The 14,836-nt window shown below is 68.9% G+C and carries 12 protein-coding genes; 6 read left to right on the top strand and 6 right to left on the bottom strand.

Features of this window, described 5'->3' with window-relative positions:
• Window positions 1-269: 269 nt before the first annotated feature.
• Window positions 270-2,357 (bottom strand): AMP-binding protein, encoded by a 2,088-nt coding sequence (locus tag ON23_RS17480; RefSeq protein WP_039779463.1) that lies wholly within the window; start codon window positions 2,355-2,357, stop codon window positions 270-272.
• Window positions 2,358-2,621: 264 nt separating this feature from the next.
• Here ON23_RS17480 and ON23_RS17475 point away from each other — a divergent pair, with 264 nt between their 5' ends.
• The gene (locus ON23_RS17475; protein WP_039779459.1) at window positions 2,622-3,629 is read left to right on the top strand and encodes an alpha/beta hydrolase; all 1,008 of its coding nucleotides are present in this window, start codon (window positions 2,622-2,624) and stop codon (window positions 3,627-3,629) included.
• A 9-nt stretch (window positions 3,630-3,638) separates the two neighbouring features.
• Here the strand turns inward: ON23_RS17475 and ON23_RS17470 are convergent, their stop codons facing one another.
• The 3 genes from ON23_RS17470 to ON23_RS17460 all read right to left on the bottom strand — a co-directional run bounded on the left by ON23_RS17470 (window position 3,639) and on the right by ON23_RS17460 (window position 6,268).
• The gene (locus ON23_RS17470) at window positions 3,639-4,451 is read right to left on the bottom strand and encodes an SAM-dependent methyltransferase (RefSeq protein ID WP_157170238.1); all 813 of its coding nucleotides are present in this window, start codon (window positions 4,449-4,451) and stop codon (window positions 3,639-3,641) included.
• 5 nt (window positions 4,452-4,456) lie between these two features.
• On the bottom strand, window positions 4,457-5,755 hold the full coding sequence (locus ON23_RS17465) for a diguanylate cyclase domain-containing protein (protein WP_051042807.1): 1,299 nt from the start codon (window positions 5,753-5,755) through the stop codon (window positions 4,457-4,459).
• 177 nt (window positions 5,756-5,932) lie between these two features.
• On the bottom strand, window positions 5,933-6,268 hold the full coding sequence (locus tag ON23_RS17460) for a histone-like nucleoid-structuring protein Lsr2 (protein ID WP_036503185.1): 336 nt from the start codon (window positions 6,266-6,268) through the stop codon (window positions 5,933-5,935).
• Window positions 6,269-6,617: 349 nt separating this feature from the next.
• Here ON23_RS17460 and ON23_RS17455 point away from each other — a divergent pair, with 349 nt between their 5' ends.
• Both ON23_RS17455 and ON23_RS17450 read left to right on the top strand, forming a co-directional pair.
• The gene (locus ON23_RS17455) at window positions 6,618-7,631 is read left to right on the top strand and encodes a cation diffusion facilitator family transporter (RefSeq protein ID WP_039779457.1); all 1,014 of its coding nucleotides are present in this window, start codon (window positions 6,618-6,620) and stop codon (window positions 7,629-7,631) included.
• A 68-nt stretch (window positions 7,632-7,699) separates the two neighbouring features.
• Window positions 7,700-8,692 carry a cytochrome c oxidase assembly protein gene (locus ON23_RS17450; RefSeq protein WP_051042808.1) on the top strand — a complete coding sequence of 331 codons (993 nt, stop codon included), beginning with the start codon at window positions 7,700-7,702 and terminating at the stop codon, window positions 8,690-8,692.
• Window positions 8,693-8,747: 55 nt separating this feature from the next.
• Here the strand turns inward: ON23_RS17450 and lexA are convergent, their stop codons facing one another.
• Window positions 8,748-9,518 (bottom strand): transcriptional repressor LexA, encoded by a 771-nt coding sequence (gene lexA / locus ON23_RS17445; protein WP_039779454.1) that lies wholly within the window; start codon window positions 9,516-9,518, stop codon window positions 8,748-8,750.
• A 314-nt stretch (window positions 9,519-9,832) separates the two neighbouring features.
• Between lexA and ON23_RS36000 the strand changes: the two genes are divergently transcribed.
• From ON23_RS36000 to nrdR, 3 genes are all read left to right on the top strand, one after another.
• Entirely contained in the window at window positions 9,833-10,324 is a 492-nt protein-coding gene (locus tag ON23_RS36000; protein ID WP_051042806.1) for a LysM peptidoglycan-binding domain-containing protein, read from the top strand.
• Between the two features lie 135 nt (window positions 10,325-10,459).
• A complete protein-coding gene (locus ON23_RS17435) occupies window positions 10,460-11,713 on the top strand; it encodes a hypothetical protein (protein WP_039779452.1) in 1,254 nt (417 codons plus the stop codon).
• Between the two features lie 159 nt (window positions 11,714-11,872).
• Window positions 11,873-12,349, top strand: a complete 477-nt coding sequence (gene nrdR / locus ON23_RS17430) for a transcriptional regulator NrdR (protein WP_039779451.1) — start codon at window positions 11,873-11,875, stop codon at window positions 12,347-12,349.
• Here the strand turns inward: nrdR and hrpA are convergent.
• Window positions 12,350-14,836, bottom strand: a 2,487-nt coding sequence (hrpA, locus tag ON23_RS17425; protein ID WP_039779460.1) for an ATP-dependent RNA helicase HrpA, incomplete at its 5' end; no start/stop codon positions are given.

The following is a 14,836-nucleotide window of genomic DNA, read 5'->3' as shown; positions in this document are numbered from 1 at the left end:
GCAGTTGACCGGACATGGTCAGACCGGGGCGCGTCGAGGTGGTGGTGGCGTCGCCGGAACCGTCCGGCGCCGCGAGGGGCCCTCGGGACGCGGTAGATCCCGGCGAGGCGGCAGAACCCGGCGTGGCAACAGACATTGGCGAAAACTTCCTTCCCCCGCCCGTTTACTGCGCTGCCTTTATAACGTAACCGTAACGAGACCCCGATGAACGCCTTTCGCCCATCTCCGTGACAAATGAGGAGGCCACCCGGGCGTGGCCTGGTGAGCGGTCACAACTCGGCCGCCGGATGAAACGGGCCGGTCAGTTCGGTATTCCCGCCGATCAGCAGGCGTTTGAGCACCTTGCCGGTCTCGCCGCGCGGCAGTGCCGACAGAAAGGTGACATCGCGTGGGACCGAGAACCGGCTCAGCCGGTTGCGGACGTAGGTGCGGATCATGTCCGGGTCCAGGCCCGAACCCTCCCGCTTGACGATGAACGCGGCCAGCCGCTGCCCGAATTCGTGGTCGGGCACCCCGACCACGGCCACGTCGGCGATCTGCGGCAGATGTGACAGTGCCTCCTCCACCGGCCGCGGGAAGACGTTCTCGCCGCCCGAGATGATCATCTCGTCGTCGCGGCCGGCGATGAACAGCCGGCCGTCGGCGTCCAGATATCCCAGATCGCCGGTATCGAGCATGCCGTCGGTCTCGTCCGGCGGCGCCGAATTGACATATCCGTCGAACAGCATGTGGTTGCCCACGTAGATGCGCCCGGTCGCGCCGATCGGCACGGGCTTGCGATTCGGGCCCAGCACAGCGATTTTCGTGCCGAGCGGCGGCCGCCCGGCGGTGGTCGGCGCGGTCCGCAGATCCTCGGGGGTGGCGATGGTCGCCCACGACACCTCCGTGGAGCCGTAGATGTTGTAGAGCACGTCGCCGTAGTTGTCGGCGAACCGCAGCACCGTCGCACCGGCCAGTGGGGCGCCGCAACTGGCCGCGATCCGGAGGCTGGAGGTGTCGTAACGGGCCCGCACATGGGTCGGCAGGTCCAGGATCCGCTGCACCATGGTCGGCACCAGAATCACTGTGCCGACCCGGTTCTCGGCGATCCGGCGCAGGGTGTCGCGGGCATCGAACTGCTCCGGCAGGACGACGGTGGCGCGCAGTGCGGTGCTCAATTGCAGCGCGGCCAGACCCCAGGTGTGGAACAGCGGCGCCGGAATCAGCATGGTGTCGTTCATCCGCAACGGAATACGCGAGAGCAGCGCCGCCACGGTCGCGAACCCCTTGGCGTGCGGGCGGCGCGCGCCCTTGGGGGTGCCGCTGGTCCCGGAGGTCAGCACGATCAATCGGCCCGGCCGTGCCGGTTTGTCGAAACCGTTGTCGCCCTGGGTGATCAGATCCTCGATGGTGGTGCGGCCGGGGGCGCCGTCGTCGGTGGCGATGCGGACGATGTCGGAGTGCAGATACTGGATCAGTTCTTCCAGTTCGGCATCGACGAAGACGTGCGCCAGCCGGTGCCGCTGCACGATCTCCTCGATGCGCCGGGCCGACAGACCCGCGTTCAGCAGGATCGTGTCCACGCCGAGTTTGCCCGCCGCGACCATGGTTTCGACCATGCCGGCGTGATTGCGGGCGAGCAGGCCGATCGCATCGCCGGTGCGCAGACCCAGCCCGGCCATCCCACCGGCCAGTGCGGTACTGCGCCGGTCGATGTCGGCGAAGGTGCGGCTGCGCCGATCGTCGACGACGGCGATGCGGGTGGGGGAGTGCGCGGCCGCGGCCGCGTAGCCGCCGGCGAGATTGAAACCCCAGCGCGCGAGTCCGCGCAGCTGCCCGACACTGCGATCCGGGCGCGCGGTGCGCACCACGCCCGTGCCGAGGATGTGGCGCGCGACGTCGGCGTGCCGCCGCAGGGGCGTGTTCTCGCGGTTGACCACGACCGAAGTCGGTGCGGCCGTGACCAATTCGCGCAGCCGCCGCAGGCCGGCGTCCAGCCATGCCTGCGCGCCGGCGGTCGAGGTGCGCGCGGCGACCGGATGTATCCGGCCGGCGGCGAAACAGGTGATCACCGCCCGGGTGCCGTCCTCGATATCGCGCAGCCGCACCGAGGCGAAGCTCCCGGTCGCCGCGCAGTACAACTCGAAAGCCTCCCCGCGCGGGCCCACCCGAACCGTCAGCGACAGGGTCCGGATCTCGGTGTCGGCGGTTCCGATGCGCAGCTGCCACAGCGGCGCGCCGGCGACGGTCTCGAGCCGCTCACAGGCGCCGATCCCGGTGAAGATGCGCGGATACAGCTGCGGGTCGACGAGCAGCTCCCAGACGGCGCTGCGCTCGACCGGCAGCTCGACGGCGGTGTCGAAAACCTCGGTAGCCAACTTCTTACACTTCTCGCGGGCCGGTTCCTCGAGCGCACCGGCGGGAATTCCTTTGTAACCGGGATCGACTTCGCGCAGAAGATGCCTTGTGACAATTCCCGGCGCGCCCGCGGGCGCGGTTGTGAGTTCACCGCCGCGCGTCCGGGGCGTGATGTGCGTCGCATCCCGGAACGGAACGTCGCCCGCCGCCTCGATCGTTGAGCCAGCGGCTGTCTCGCGCCACAACGGTGCCGGGCCTCGCCGGATAAGGATGTGTGAGGCTCGATGAGCAGGCGATTCGGGGGCCGGTACCGGCGCCGGGCGGTGCTGTGCCTGGCGCCGGCGGTCGTGGCGGCGCTGTCGTCCGGCGTCGGCGCGGCGACGACCGAGGCATCGGCGTTCGCGGACGGATCCCGGATCGACCGGATCATCGAGACCGATGCCCGCCACGCCACGCTCGTCGTGTACTCGGCGGCCATGGACCGCACGGTGAGCATGCGAGTGCTGCGGCCCGCCGAGACCTCGTCGCCGGTGCTGTACCTGCTCGACGGCGCGGAGGACGGCATCGGGCCCGGTGGCACCGAAACCTCGTGGGAAACCCGCACCGACGTCGACGCTTTCACCGCGGACAAGGACGTCACCGTGGTCACCATCCTCGACGGCCGCTACAGCTACTACACCGATTGGCTCGCCGACGATCCCGTGCTGGGTCGCAACGAATGGACGACGTTCCTGACCCGTGAGCTGCCGCCGCTCGTCGATGCCGCGCTGCACACCTCGGGCCGCAACGCCATAGCGGGGGTGTCGATGTCGGCGACGTCGGTGCTCGCGCTGGCGCAGGCGGCGCCCGGCCTGTACGCCGCGGTGGGCTCGTTCAGCGGATGTGCCCAGACGGGTACCGACCCGGGCCGTCGCTTCGTGCAGGCGGTGGTGGCCTCCGGCGGCGGCAATCCGTGGAACATGTGGGGCCCGGACGGTTCGCCGGGCTGGGCCGACGCCGACCCCAGCACGCCCGCGAATGTGGAAAAACTGCGTGGGACAGAGCTTTTCGTGAGCGCGGGAGTGCCGCGGCCCGGCAGCGCGACCGACGGTCCGGCCGTCGCCGATCCCGCCGGGGGCGGGGCGCTGGAATCGGTCGTCGCGCAATGCACCCGGCGCCTGCAGGAGGTGACCGAGAGTAGGGGAATCCCCGCCACCTACCGCTACACGCCGGGCGGGTTGCACGACTGGCCGTATTGGGAGCGGTCCCTGCACGAGGCGTGGCCGGGTTTCGCGCGGGCCCTCGCCGGTTAGCGGCTCGGATCAGGGCTTGCGGGCCACACCCGCGTAGCCGTCGAGGGGCCGGACCTCCGGCAGCGGCTCGTCCGGATCCGGCCGCCACCGGGCCAGATATTCCAGGCCGGGTTCGACGAGGACCAGATCGCCGAGCAATTCCATGATCTCGGCGCGGGTGCGCAGCCGGTCGCCGCGGCCGGTGACGCGCTCGGTCACCGCGAGCATGCGGTCCATCTGCTCGGGCGGTCCCTCACTGGTCAGATGCGACAGCGCCAGATAACTGCCGGAGGCGATGGTGGCGCGCAGTCGCTCGAATACCGTCGCGGCCAGGTCGTCGTCGGCCACGAAATGCAACATCGATACCAGCAGGACGGCGACCGGCCGATCGAAATCCAGCAGCTCGCGGACCTGCGGATGCTCGAGCACCCCGTCGATATCGGTGAAATCCCCGTGCACCGCTGTGGCGTTCGGATTGTCCGCCAGTAGCTTGCGGCTCATGGTCACCGCGACCGGATCGATATCGACATAGACCACCCGCGCGCCCGGGACGACGCGCTGCGCGATCTCGTGCACGTTGCCCGCCGTCGGAATTCCGGAGCCCAGATCGAGGAATTGGTCGATACCCGCCTCGGCGAGAAAACCGACCGCACGCTGCAAAAATGCGCGGTTGGCGCGGGCCGTGCGCGGAACTTCGGGAATGACCTCGATCATTTGCGCCGCGACCGACCGATCCACCTCGAAATTGGCGAATCCTCCCAGCAGATAGTCGTACACTCGCGCCGGGCTGGGAATCCGGGGGTCGATGTCGTCGGCCGCCCAGTCGGGTAACAGAGGTTGCACGCCGCTCATCCTAGGCCGCGCACCCGGGCGGCGACATCAGCCGCATGCAGGACCCAGCGGTTGCGTCCGCTGGCCTTCGCGCGGTACAGCCCGGCGTCGGCGGCGTCGAGCAGTCGCTCGGCGTCGGTGCCGATGACAGGGGTGACGATCGCGCCGATGCACGCCGAGATCATCAGGTCGTGGTTGTCGACGGGGATGGGTTCGGCCAATGCGTCGAGCAGGCGCTGGGCCACCGCCGCGATGTGTTCGGTGTCGCAGGTCGGGCGCACCAGCCCGACGAATTCGTCGCCGCCCACCCGGGCCAGCATGAGCGCCGGAACCGCCGCCGAGAGCCGCTCCGCGACCGCGGCGAGCAGCCGGTCACCGACTCCGTGGCCGTAGGTGTCGTTGACCGATTTGAATCCGTCGAGGTCGATGAAACACAAGCCGATGCAGTCCTCGGCGCCGGCGTCGGCGATGATGGCCGAGAGCGCTTCGACCAGTTGCCGCCGATTGGGCAGGCCGGTCAGCGGGTCCAGCCGGGCCTGGCGATGCAATTCGGCCTGCAATTCCCGCCGCTGGGTGGTGTCCTCGCCGACCACCAGCAGATATGCCGCCCGTCCGCCGGTTGCCGGTACCAGGGTGATCGCCCACGCGGCCCAGCCGTCGACGCCCTCGGGACGCGGATAGCGCAATTCCATCCGGACGGTGCCCGAGCCGGCGTGCAAAAGCTCGCCCAGAACGCGGCGTCGCAATTCCACGCGGTCGTCCGGATGTATCAGATCGGTGACCCCGCGTTCGAGCAGATACTCGCGGCTGACGCCGAGCATCGTGGCCATCGCGGGATTCACGTCGACCACCCGGCCCTCGGCGTCACCGATGCCGATGGCGATGGCGGCATTGTCGAATACCACCCGGAATCGCGCCTCGGCGGCATTGCGGGCGTCGGCCATCGCCGAGTGCAGCATTTCCTGATGCCGTGCCCGGGTGGCGAGTAACTCCTCGGTATATCCGCGGGCCATCTCGCCCAGAACCGCGAGCACCCGATCGCCCGGCGGGAACACGCTAGTGGCCAGGGGTGTCAGCGCACGGGCGGAGCGGGGCATGACCTGCGGATCGGTGAGGTTGGCGCGTACCAGTGCGGCGCCGATCGTGGCGGCGGCCGCGGCGTCGAACGGTTCGGCCCCGACAATCGCGACGAGCTGCTCGAGCAGCCCCGCCAGCAGTTGTTCCAGTTCGCGCATCGACATGGGAACGAAACCGGTGTCGGCGATCGCGATCCGCCATCGTCGAGCCAGTTCACCGATCCCGGTATCCCCTGTCATGCACACCAACCCCGCCTCGGAACTACTCCCAGCGACTTGTGAGTACGGCGCGGCGCCGAACCAGAGAACCAGATTACCGCGCCGAGCGGGCCCGCAAGATCACGGCTGTGACGTGATGCTGCGGGCCCGCTGGGTGCGTAGCGTACGTGCGATCTCGGTCCAAAGATCGGATGCCGGCTACTTGCTCGCTTTGTGATAGGCGGCGACAACCTCGGAGGAAATGCGGCCGCGCGCGGAGACGTTATAGCCGTGTTTCTTGGCCCATTCCCGGATCGCCACCGTCTGCTCGCGGTCGGCCGCGGACTTGGTGCGGGTGCCGCCGCCGGACTTCAGACGGCCGACCTTGCGGGACTTTTCCGTCCAGGGTTCGAGTGCCCCGCGCAGCTTCCCGGCATTCAATGTCGACAGGTCGATTTCATACGCCACACCGTCGATCGAGAACTGCACGGTCTCATCCGCTTTGGACTTCCCGTCGTAATCATCGATGAGTGTGACGGTGACTTTCTTGGCCATGATCGAGCCCTTTCGCACTGACACGGAGCAACTGGGATTGTGTATACCGTACCGTATTGCGACCGGCCGTAGTGAATCCGGTGCTATTCGGGCGGTTTCGATCGTGAATGTTCCCGGAATGAGAAAAGAATCGGCGGGACGCATTTAGTGCGAGGCCCGCAAAAGTTATCGGAATGCTCGCGGTCTTCGGACACCGCCCGGGAGTTCGGATCGCCGGGTTCGGATAAAGGGATCGGCGCGCGGGTACCCGGCTGCCGACCCTCGCCGGTGGGTGCGAGCAGGGGATATTGCATACATAGCGATGTATGCATATGATGACGAGCGGTAGCGACGGAGAGGAGTACGGAGCATGGGTGCCGGACATACACACGGCTCGGGCCACGGTCACGCGCACAGTCATGCGCACGCCACTCCCGACAGCGATCGGCGCTGGCTGGCCGGGGCACTCGCGGTCATCGTGGTCTTCCTCCTCGGCGAGGTGGTCGTGGGTGTGGTGGCCGGCTCGCTGGCCCTGCTGTCCGATGCCGCGCACATGCTCACCGACGCCGCTTCGATCGCGTTGGCGCTGTGGGCGATTCGCCTCGCGGCGCGACCGCCGGCCGGGCGGATGACCTTCGGCTGGAAGCGGGTGGAAATCCTGTCCGCGCAAGCCAACGGCCTGACACTGCTGGTCCTGTCGGCCTGGCTGCTCTACGAGGCGATCCGCCGCCTGATCGAGCCCCCCGCGGTGACCGGTGGACTGGTCCTGGCGACCGCGCTGGTGGGTGTGGTGGTGAATCTCGCTGCCACCTGGATGATTTCACGCGCCAATCGCAGCAGCCTGAATGTCGAGGGCGCGTTCCAGCACATCCTCACCGATCTCTACGCCTTCCTGGCGACCGCGGTGGCCGGGGTGATCATCATGCTCACCGGCTTCGAACGCGCCGACGCGATCGCGACGCTGGTGGTGGTCGCGCTGATGGTGAAGGCGGGTGTCGGCCTGGTCCGGGCGTCGAGCCGGATCTTCCTGGAGGCCGCCCCGGCCGATATCGACCCGGCGGCGGTGGGTGTCGGCATGGCCGCCCGTGACGGCGTCGTCGAGGTGCACGATCTGCACATCTGGGAGATCACCTCGGGGTCCCCGGCTCTCTCGGCGCACGTGCTGGTCGAGCCCGGCCGCGACTGCCATGCGGTGCGTCAGGAGCTGGCGCGGTGGCTGGCCGCCGACCATCACATCGAACACGCCACGCTGCAGGTCGACCACGCACAGCCCGAACTGATCGAACTCGGCGCCCGGCCGAGCGGCCACTGCGCACAGTCGCACGGTCCCGCGCGCCGCTCCCGGGATGTCGCGCACACCCACGAATCCGGTAATCAGAACTAACCGGACACCCCGCCGGACCGGCGCAAACGCTGCCCGACGCCGGGTGGATACTGGCTGCCGTGGGATGGATCGACACGCCGCTGACCGTGCAGTCCGTCATCGAGGAATGGCGCTGGGACACCTCGACGATCGTGGTGACCGCCGCGCTGGGGCTCGGCTACGGCCTGGCTCGCCGGCGCGCCGATCGGCGCGCACGTGTGGAGTCGGCGGGACGCGGCTGGGCGTTCGGCGCGGTCGGCCTCGGAGTCTGGTTGCTGACCGGCATCAGTGTGATCGGCGTGTACTCCGGCACCCTGTTCTGGATGCGGGCGCTGCAGATACTGCTGCTGCTCTATGTGGTGCCGTTCGGCCTGGCGACCGGTCGGCCGCTGACGGTGCTGCGCGACGGGCTCGGCCCGGCGGGGCGCGAGCGACTGGACCGCGTACTCGCCTCGGCGCCCGCGCGGGTGGTGACCTATCCGCTGGTCCCGTCGATCGCCATCCTGGCAACACCCTGGCTGCTGATCCTGACCCCGTGGTTCGACGCGGTGCTGCGGCACGGGGTGGTCGACGCGCTCACCCGGCTGCTGCTGGTGGCCGTCGGATTCCTGTACTTCTATTCGCGGCTGCAGACCGATCCCGTTCCGCATCGCTATTCGCAGGCCGTCTCGTTGCTGATCACGGTGTTCGAATCACTGGCAGACGGAGTGCTGGGGCTGGTGCTGTGGTTCGGGCCGCTGGTGGCGGTGGACTACTACACCGAAGTGGGCCGGACGTGGGGCCCGGATCTGCGGATGGACCAGATCATCGGCGCGGGCATCATCTGGGTGCTCGGCGACGTGCTCGGCCTGCCCTATCTGCTGACCCTGATGCGGTCGTGGGCAGCCGACGAACGTCGCAATGCCGCGCGGATGGACGCCGAACTCGATGCGGCCGAGCAACTTTCGGCACCGCCGGCGAACGAGGCGGCGCGGACCTCGGCCGCACCCGCCGCCACGACGACGGCGCAGGCGGAGGCACCGGTCCAGAGCGGACTGTGGTGGGAGAACGATCCCGTCCTGCGCGACCGTTTCCGGCGCTGACGGATCCGCCCGTCCGGGCGGCAGCCGACGATGCCTCCCGGACGGGCCACCGCACTCAGATCTTGCGGATCACCGTGACGACCTTGCCCAGGATCTGGGCGTCGTTACCGTCGATCGGATCGAACAGCGGGTTGTGCGGCATCAGCCACACCTGATCGCCGGTGCGTTTGAACGTCTTGACCGTCGCCTCGCCCTCGATCATCGCGGCGACGATATCGCCGTTGTCGGCGACGTTCTGCTGGCGGACCACCACCCAGTCACCGTCGCAGATCGCCGCGTCGACCATCGACTCACCGACGACCTTCAGCAGGAACAGCGAGCCCTCGCCGACCAGTTCGCGCGGCAGCGGGAACACGTCCTCGACGGCCTGTTCGGCGAGGATCGGCCCACCAGCGGCGATGCGGCCGAGCACCGGCACGTAGGTGGGCGCCGGGGTCGCGTCGGAGGTTTCGGTCGCCACCGCGCGCAGCACCGGCGCGGCACCGGCCGCCCGCACGGCGGTCTCGTCCAGGCCGCGGACGTCGACCGCGCGCGGACGATTGGGATCGCGGCGCAGATAGCCCTTGCGCTCGAGCGCGCGGAGCTGATGCGCGACCGACGAGGTGGAGGTGAGTCCGACCGCGTCGCCGATCTCGCGGATGCTGGGGGGATAGCCGCGTTCGTTCACCGAGGTCCGGATGACCTCGAGTACCTTGCGCTGGCGGACGGTGAGATCCGCTCCGTTGCCGGGGGTTTCGGTGTCACCGCCCGGCGCCTGGGCACCGTCGGGGGAGGCCGTGCCGTTACCGGCCGCCTCCTCGTGTCCGACCACCGTACGTTCGCTCACGCTCGCCGTCCTCCGTTCGTCTGTCTGCCGGGGCGTGTCTGTCGGGTTGTGCCGACGTCGGTTCTGCAGGCGTTGGTTCTGCAGGCGCGGGTTCTGCAGGCGCCGCCGGATCGCGTGCTTCGAATGTAGTCCGACCGCGGCCAGGTTTCAAACATCTGTTCGACGCATGTCGGCGTGGCTGGTGACTTTGTCGGCCCCGCGTGGTAAGAATTCGAACATCAGTTCTTCGAACAGATGAGCGAATACGCCACAACTCTCATACCCCTGTGATCCATCCGCCCAGCATTCGTCACAGCATTCATGGAGGTCGTCAGATGCGTACCGCGGTCGATGAATTCAGCACGATCGGCATCCGGGCCGGTTCGTCCGGCGATGCGCCGGTCCACACCGTGCGCCCGGTCCGGCGCCACCGCCGGGCCGACCTCCGGCGTCCCCGCGGACTGCAACGCCCGCATGTCGTGGCGGGCTACGACCGGGTGCCGGTCGCCGCGCCGGCGCGCGGACCGCATCCGCTCCAGCGGGTGGAACAGGCCCGGATCGGGCTGGCCACCCTCGCTGCGACCGCCCTGCTCACCGCGGCGGCGGTCTGCGGGCTCGTGGGAGTGGCGCAGCTGCGTGACGCGGGCGGTCCGGCGTCCACGCAGACGGTCCAGGTGCAGCCCGGTGAGTCGCTGTCCGATCTCGCGCAGCGGGTGGCGCCGAAGGACGCGGTGCGCGACACGGTGGCCCGCATCGTCGAGTTGAACGGATTGCGTGGCACCGAAGTGGCCGCGGGGCGGACGCTCGTGGTTCCGGCATCGCGATAAGCCGTGGTCGAGGGCTCCCAGGGCGCGCACGCGCGTGGCCGAATTTATTGATCCACAACTGAAACATGTTGCTACTCTGCTCGGAATGTGATCGGGGCTACATTCTCCGCCAACGGATTTCGAGGACGAGGCATCATGGTGCACACCCTCCATCGCGCGCTGCCGCGACTGTTCGCACGCACGGCCGCACTGCTCATCTGTTTCGTGATCGCCTGTGCCGCGGCACCCGCGGTGCGCGCGGAGGCGGGATACACCGCATATCTGGACATTCCGGTGGTGAATGGGGCGGGGGAGAGCGCCGGGGGCCTGAATCCGGACCTGCCGCTGGATACGTCGACTCTGGCCGCGGCGCTGGATCAGGCTCGTGCCGACGGGATCGCGCCGCGGCGGTATGCGGCCCTGCTACACCAGTATTGGCTGACGGTGGCCACCGCCGATGCCGATATCGACCTCGCCGCGTGGGATCCGATCCGCGGGGTCGCCGCGAATTCGCGCACCTTCACCCAGGTCTACGTGAACTACCTCCGGCTGACGACCGCCCATCCGGAGTTCTCCTGGACCGGGCTGGCCGGACTGGCTGGCGGCTCGTTCGCCTCGGGATTCTTCGATATGAACGATGTCGCAAGCATTCTCAGCGTGCCGGGTATCCACCAGCTCGGCGACGCGGTCGCGGATCTGCTGCGGGCGACACCGCCGCAGCTCGTGGCGGCACTGCCCGCCGACATCCGGCTCCTGGCCACCGAGGGCCCGCGACTCACCGCCGAGGATCTGGTGTGGTTCCAGACCCGGCTGATGATCATGCAGAAGCACATCTTCCTCGACCAGGTGCCGATGCACGAGGCCTATATCGCCGGAGGATTGCCCGCGATCGAGGAGATGTACGCCGCAGGAGTGCTCGACGACAATGCGGTGCAGGCCTGGCGCTCACTCGCCACGGGCACGGTCGCCGGGTACGACGACGCGCTGATGCGGATGACCGATCGCGAACAGAACCAGATCATCGCCGATCAATGGGATGTCACCTCGCGGGGACAGGGCGCGATGGGCCGGGTGATGACCTACGTCAGCACCCTGGCGGCGAAACCCGCGGTACCCGGGGTTCGCGCACCCGGTGTGTTCGCACCGACCACCGTCTCGGCCGAGGTCGGCGGGCGCACCCTGACGCTGCGCACTCCGTTGCCCAATTTCAACTGGGCCGATCGCGACCCGCGCTGGACCTACATCACCGGCGATCTGGTGCCCTGTTACGAACGGATGCAGGCCGCTCCGGGGCTGGCCCGCCGGGTGCTGTCGGTGCCGTTCGACGGTGATCTCGCTGCCGGACGATTGCTGAATCGCCTGCCGGATCTGCTCACCGACCTGACGAGCCAGTGGCAACTGACGGCGTGAGCGGCTTCGCTCGCGGGTCCGCATGGGCCGGGGCGAACGCCGTACGGGTATCCTGAAAGACGCTCAGGACATACGTGGTGAGTGCGGCTGTATCGGCGGAACAGGTCGAGGGCAGGCAGCTCGTCGCGAACCGACGCAGGCATCGACGAAGGATCCCGGATGCATTGCCCGTACTGTCGGCACCCGGATTCGCGGGTGGTCGACTCGCGTGAGGCCGAGGAAGGCAGCGCAATCAGGCGCCGTCGCGCATGTCCGCAGTGCGGGCGCCGCTTCACCACGGTCGAGACCGCGATCCTCTCGGTGGTCAAGCGCAGCGGTGTCACCGAACCGTTCAGCCGCGAGAAGGTGATCCGCGGCGTCCGCCGGGCCTGCCAGGGGCGTGAGGTCGACGACGACGCCCTGAACCTGCTCGCCCAGCAGGTCGAGGACGCGGTGCGCGCGAAGGGTTCTCCGGAGGTGCCGAGCCACGAGGTCGGTCTGGCGATCCTGGGGCCGCTGCGCGATCTCGACGAAGTCGCCTATCTGCGCTTCGCATCGGTCTACCGGTCCTTCAGCTCCGCCGACGATTTCGAACGCGAGATCGACGATCTGCGCCGCCACCGCGCCGAACGTTCGGTGGCCGCCGGCGCCGACTGATCAGCGGGGCCGGGCCCCCGCCGGCGCCGCGCCGATCCCGTCGATGGCCTTGACGATGCGCTTGGCGGACACCGGATACGGCGTGCCCAGCTGCTGTGCGAACAGGCTCACCCGCAGTTCCTCGATCATCCACCAGATCTCGGTGACGTCGGCAGCCGTGCGACGCGCGCCGGGAAGACGGTCGAGCAGTCGCGCGTACGCGGCATGCACCCGATCCAGCTCGGCCGCGCCGTGACGGTCGCGATCGGCCGAGGCGGGCAGCGCGAGCAGCCGTGCCTCGGCGGCGTGCAGATACCGCGGAATCTCGCGGAGCCGGGTGGTGCCGAATTCCCTGACGAAACCGGCGAAGACCAGTTCGTCGAGTTGCCCGGCGACATCGTCGGCGATATCGCGATCGGTCGTGTCGGCCAGGGCGGTCCGCACCCGGTGTGCGGCGGCCAGCACCGGGACAACCAGTGCGAGAACGCGCGCGACCGCACCGGCGAACTGCGGTCGCACCTGATCGACCAGCCGGGTGAACTGCTCCGGACTGCGTACCGGACCACCGTGTGCGGCAATGAGTTCGTCGGCCGCGCAGGCGCGGCAGTCGTCGAGCAGCGCGTCCATCGATCCGTACGGGTTCTGGCTCAGCGCGAGGCGATCGGCGGCCGACAGTCCCGAGGTGACCGAGCGCTGCGCGGCCGGCATCTCGCGCAGCAGCAGCGCCCTGGTGCCGGTGCGCATCGCGGCCCGCTGCGCGGCCGGCGACGACAACACGCGCACGGCCACCCCGTCACCCTCGCTGACCAGGGCGGGATAGCCGGTGATGGTCTGGCCGCCGACCTCACGCCGAATGGTCTGCGGCACGGTACCCAGCGTCTGCGCCGTCCACACCGTCGCCGGCGCTCGTTCGGCCGCACTCGTCGCCTTCGCCACCGATTGCGAAACCTGCTGGGACAGCTGGGTTTTCAAGGCGGCCAGGCTCTTGCCGCGGGCGAGGTCGGTGCCGTCGGGACCGGTGACGGCGAACGTCATCCGCAGATGGTCGGGCAGGGCGCCGGGGTCGAGGTCGGCCGGCGCGATCGAGGTCGACGCCAGTGCCGACAGCTCACGGGCCAGTCCGGTGCGCAGCGGTTCGGCGCGCGGGGTCAGCCGCGCCAGCGCGGCCCTCGCGAAGTCCGGCGCGGGCACGACGCTGCGGCGCAGCTGTTTCGGCAGGGTCTTGATCAGCGCGGCGGCGAGTTCCTCACGCATGCCGGGGACCAGCCAGTCGAAGCCCACGGCCCGCACGTGGGCGAGCTGGGCGACCGGGATGTGCACGGTTACGCCGTCGTCGGCCTGTCCCGGCTCGAACTGGTAGGTGAGCGGGAAGCTCAGTTCGCCCTGCCGCCAGCTGTCCGGGTAGGCGGCCGGATCCAGCTGGGCCGCTTGCGCATTGACCACGGTGGCGGTCGAGAAGTCCAGCAGATGTGGGTCCTCGCGCTCGGTCTTGCGCCACCAGCTGTCGAAATGCCGCACCGACACCACGTCGGCGGGGATGCGCTGATCGTAGAAATCGAACAGCACCTGGTCGTCGACGAGAATGTCGCGCCGGCGCGCCCGATGCTCCAGATCAGCCACATCGTCGAGCAGTTCGCGGTTGCGGTGGAAGAACCCGTGCCGGGGCTGCCATTCGCCCTGGACCAGTGCGTGCCGGATGAACAGTTCCCGCGAGAGCTGCGCGTCGATACGGCCGAAGTCGACGCGGCGCTGGGTGACCAGCGGAATGCCGTAGAGGGTGACCCGCTCGTAGGCCATGGCCGCACCGCGCCGGGAGGACCAGTGCGGTTCCGAGTAGTTGCGTTTGACCAGGTCGCCGGCGAGCCGTTCGGCCCATTCGGGCTCGATCCGCGCGGCCATCCGGCCCCACAGCCGCGAGGTTTCCACCAGTTCGGCCGCCATCACCCAGCGCGGCGGCTTCTTCGCCAGGGCCGAACCGGGGAAGATCATGAACTTCGCACCGCGGGCGCCGAGGAACTCCCGCGATTCCGCCTCGCGCACACCGATATGCGACAGCATGCCCGCCAGCAGCGCGCGATGGATCCCCTCGCCGTCCCACGGCAGGGCTTCCGGATTCTGTTGCGGGGCGATCGATTCCGCGGCCGACCAGCCGAGGCTCTTGGTGATGGTGCGTAGCTGCCCTTGCAGATCCTGCCATTCCCGGATGCGCAGATAGTGCAGGAACTCGTCGCGGCACATGCGCCGGAACTGATTGGACGACAACGATTTCCGCTGTCCGCGCAGGTAATCCCACAGTCGCAGATAGGCGAGGAAGTCCGAGCCCTCGACGGTGAACCGGGCGTGTTTGGTGTCGGCGGCCTGCTGGAATTCCGCCGGCCGTTCCCGCACGTCCTGGATCGACAGCGCCGCGACGATGACCAGCACTTCGGACAGGCAGCCGTTGGCCTCCGCGGCGACGAGCATGCGCGCCATCCGCGGATCGACCGGGAGCTGGGCCATCTGCCGTCC

Origin of the sequence: Nocardia cerradoensis NBRC 101014 (assembly GCF_000308535.1) — a bacterium.
Taxonomy (GTDB): domain Bacteria; phylum Actinomycetota; class Actinomycetes; order Mycobacteriales; family Mycobacteriaceae; genus Nocardia; species Nocardia cerradoensis.
The sequence above is the reverse complement of the archived record's forward strand: the minus strand, read 5'-3'. Positions and strand labels throughout refer to the sequence as shown.

Excerpts from the sequence above, each read along its gene's own strand:
- ON23_RS17455 (WP_039779457.1), top strand. The coding sequence starts at position 6,618 with ATGGGTGCCGGACATACACACGGCTCGGGCCACGGTCACGCGCACAGT.
- ON23_RS17475 (WP_039779459.1), top strand. The coding sequence starts at position 2,622 with ATGAGCAGGCGATTCGGGGGCCGGTACCGGCGCCGGGCGGTGCTGTGC.
- ON23_RS36000 (WP_051042806.1), top strand. The coding sequence starts at position 9,833 with ATGCGTACCGCGGTCGATGAATTCAGCACGATCGGCATCCGGGCCGGT.
- ON23_RS17465 (WP_051042807.1), bottom strand. The coding sequence starts at position 5,755 with ATGACAGGGGATACCGGGATCGGTGAACTGGCTCGACGATGGCGGATC.
- ON23_RS17435 (WP_039779452.1), top strand. The coding sequence starts at position 10,460 with ATGGTGCACACCCTCCATCGCGCGCTGCCGCGACTGTTCGCACGCACG.
- nrdR (WP_039779451.1), top strand. The coding sequence starts at position 11,873 with ATGCATTGCCCGTACTGTCGGCACCCGGATTCGCGGGTGGTCGACTCG.
- ON23_RS17460 (WP_036503185.1), bottom strand. The coding sequence starts at position 6,268 with ATGGCCAAGAAAGTCACCGTCACACTCATCGATGATTACGACGGGAAG.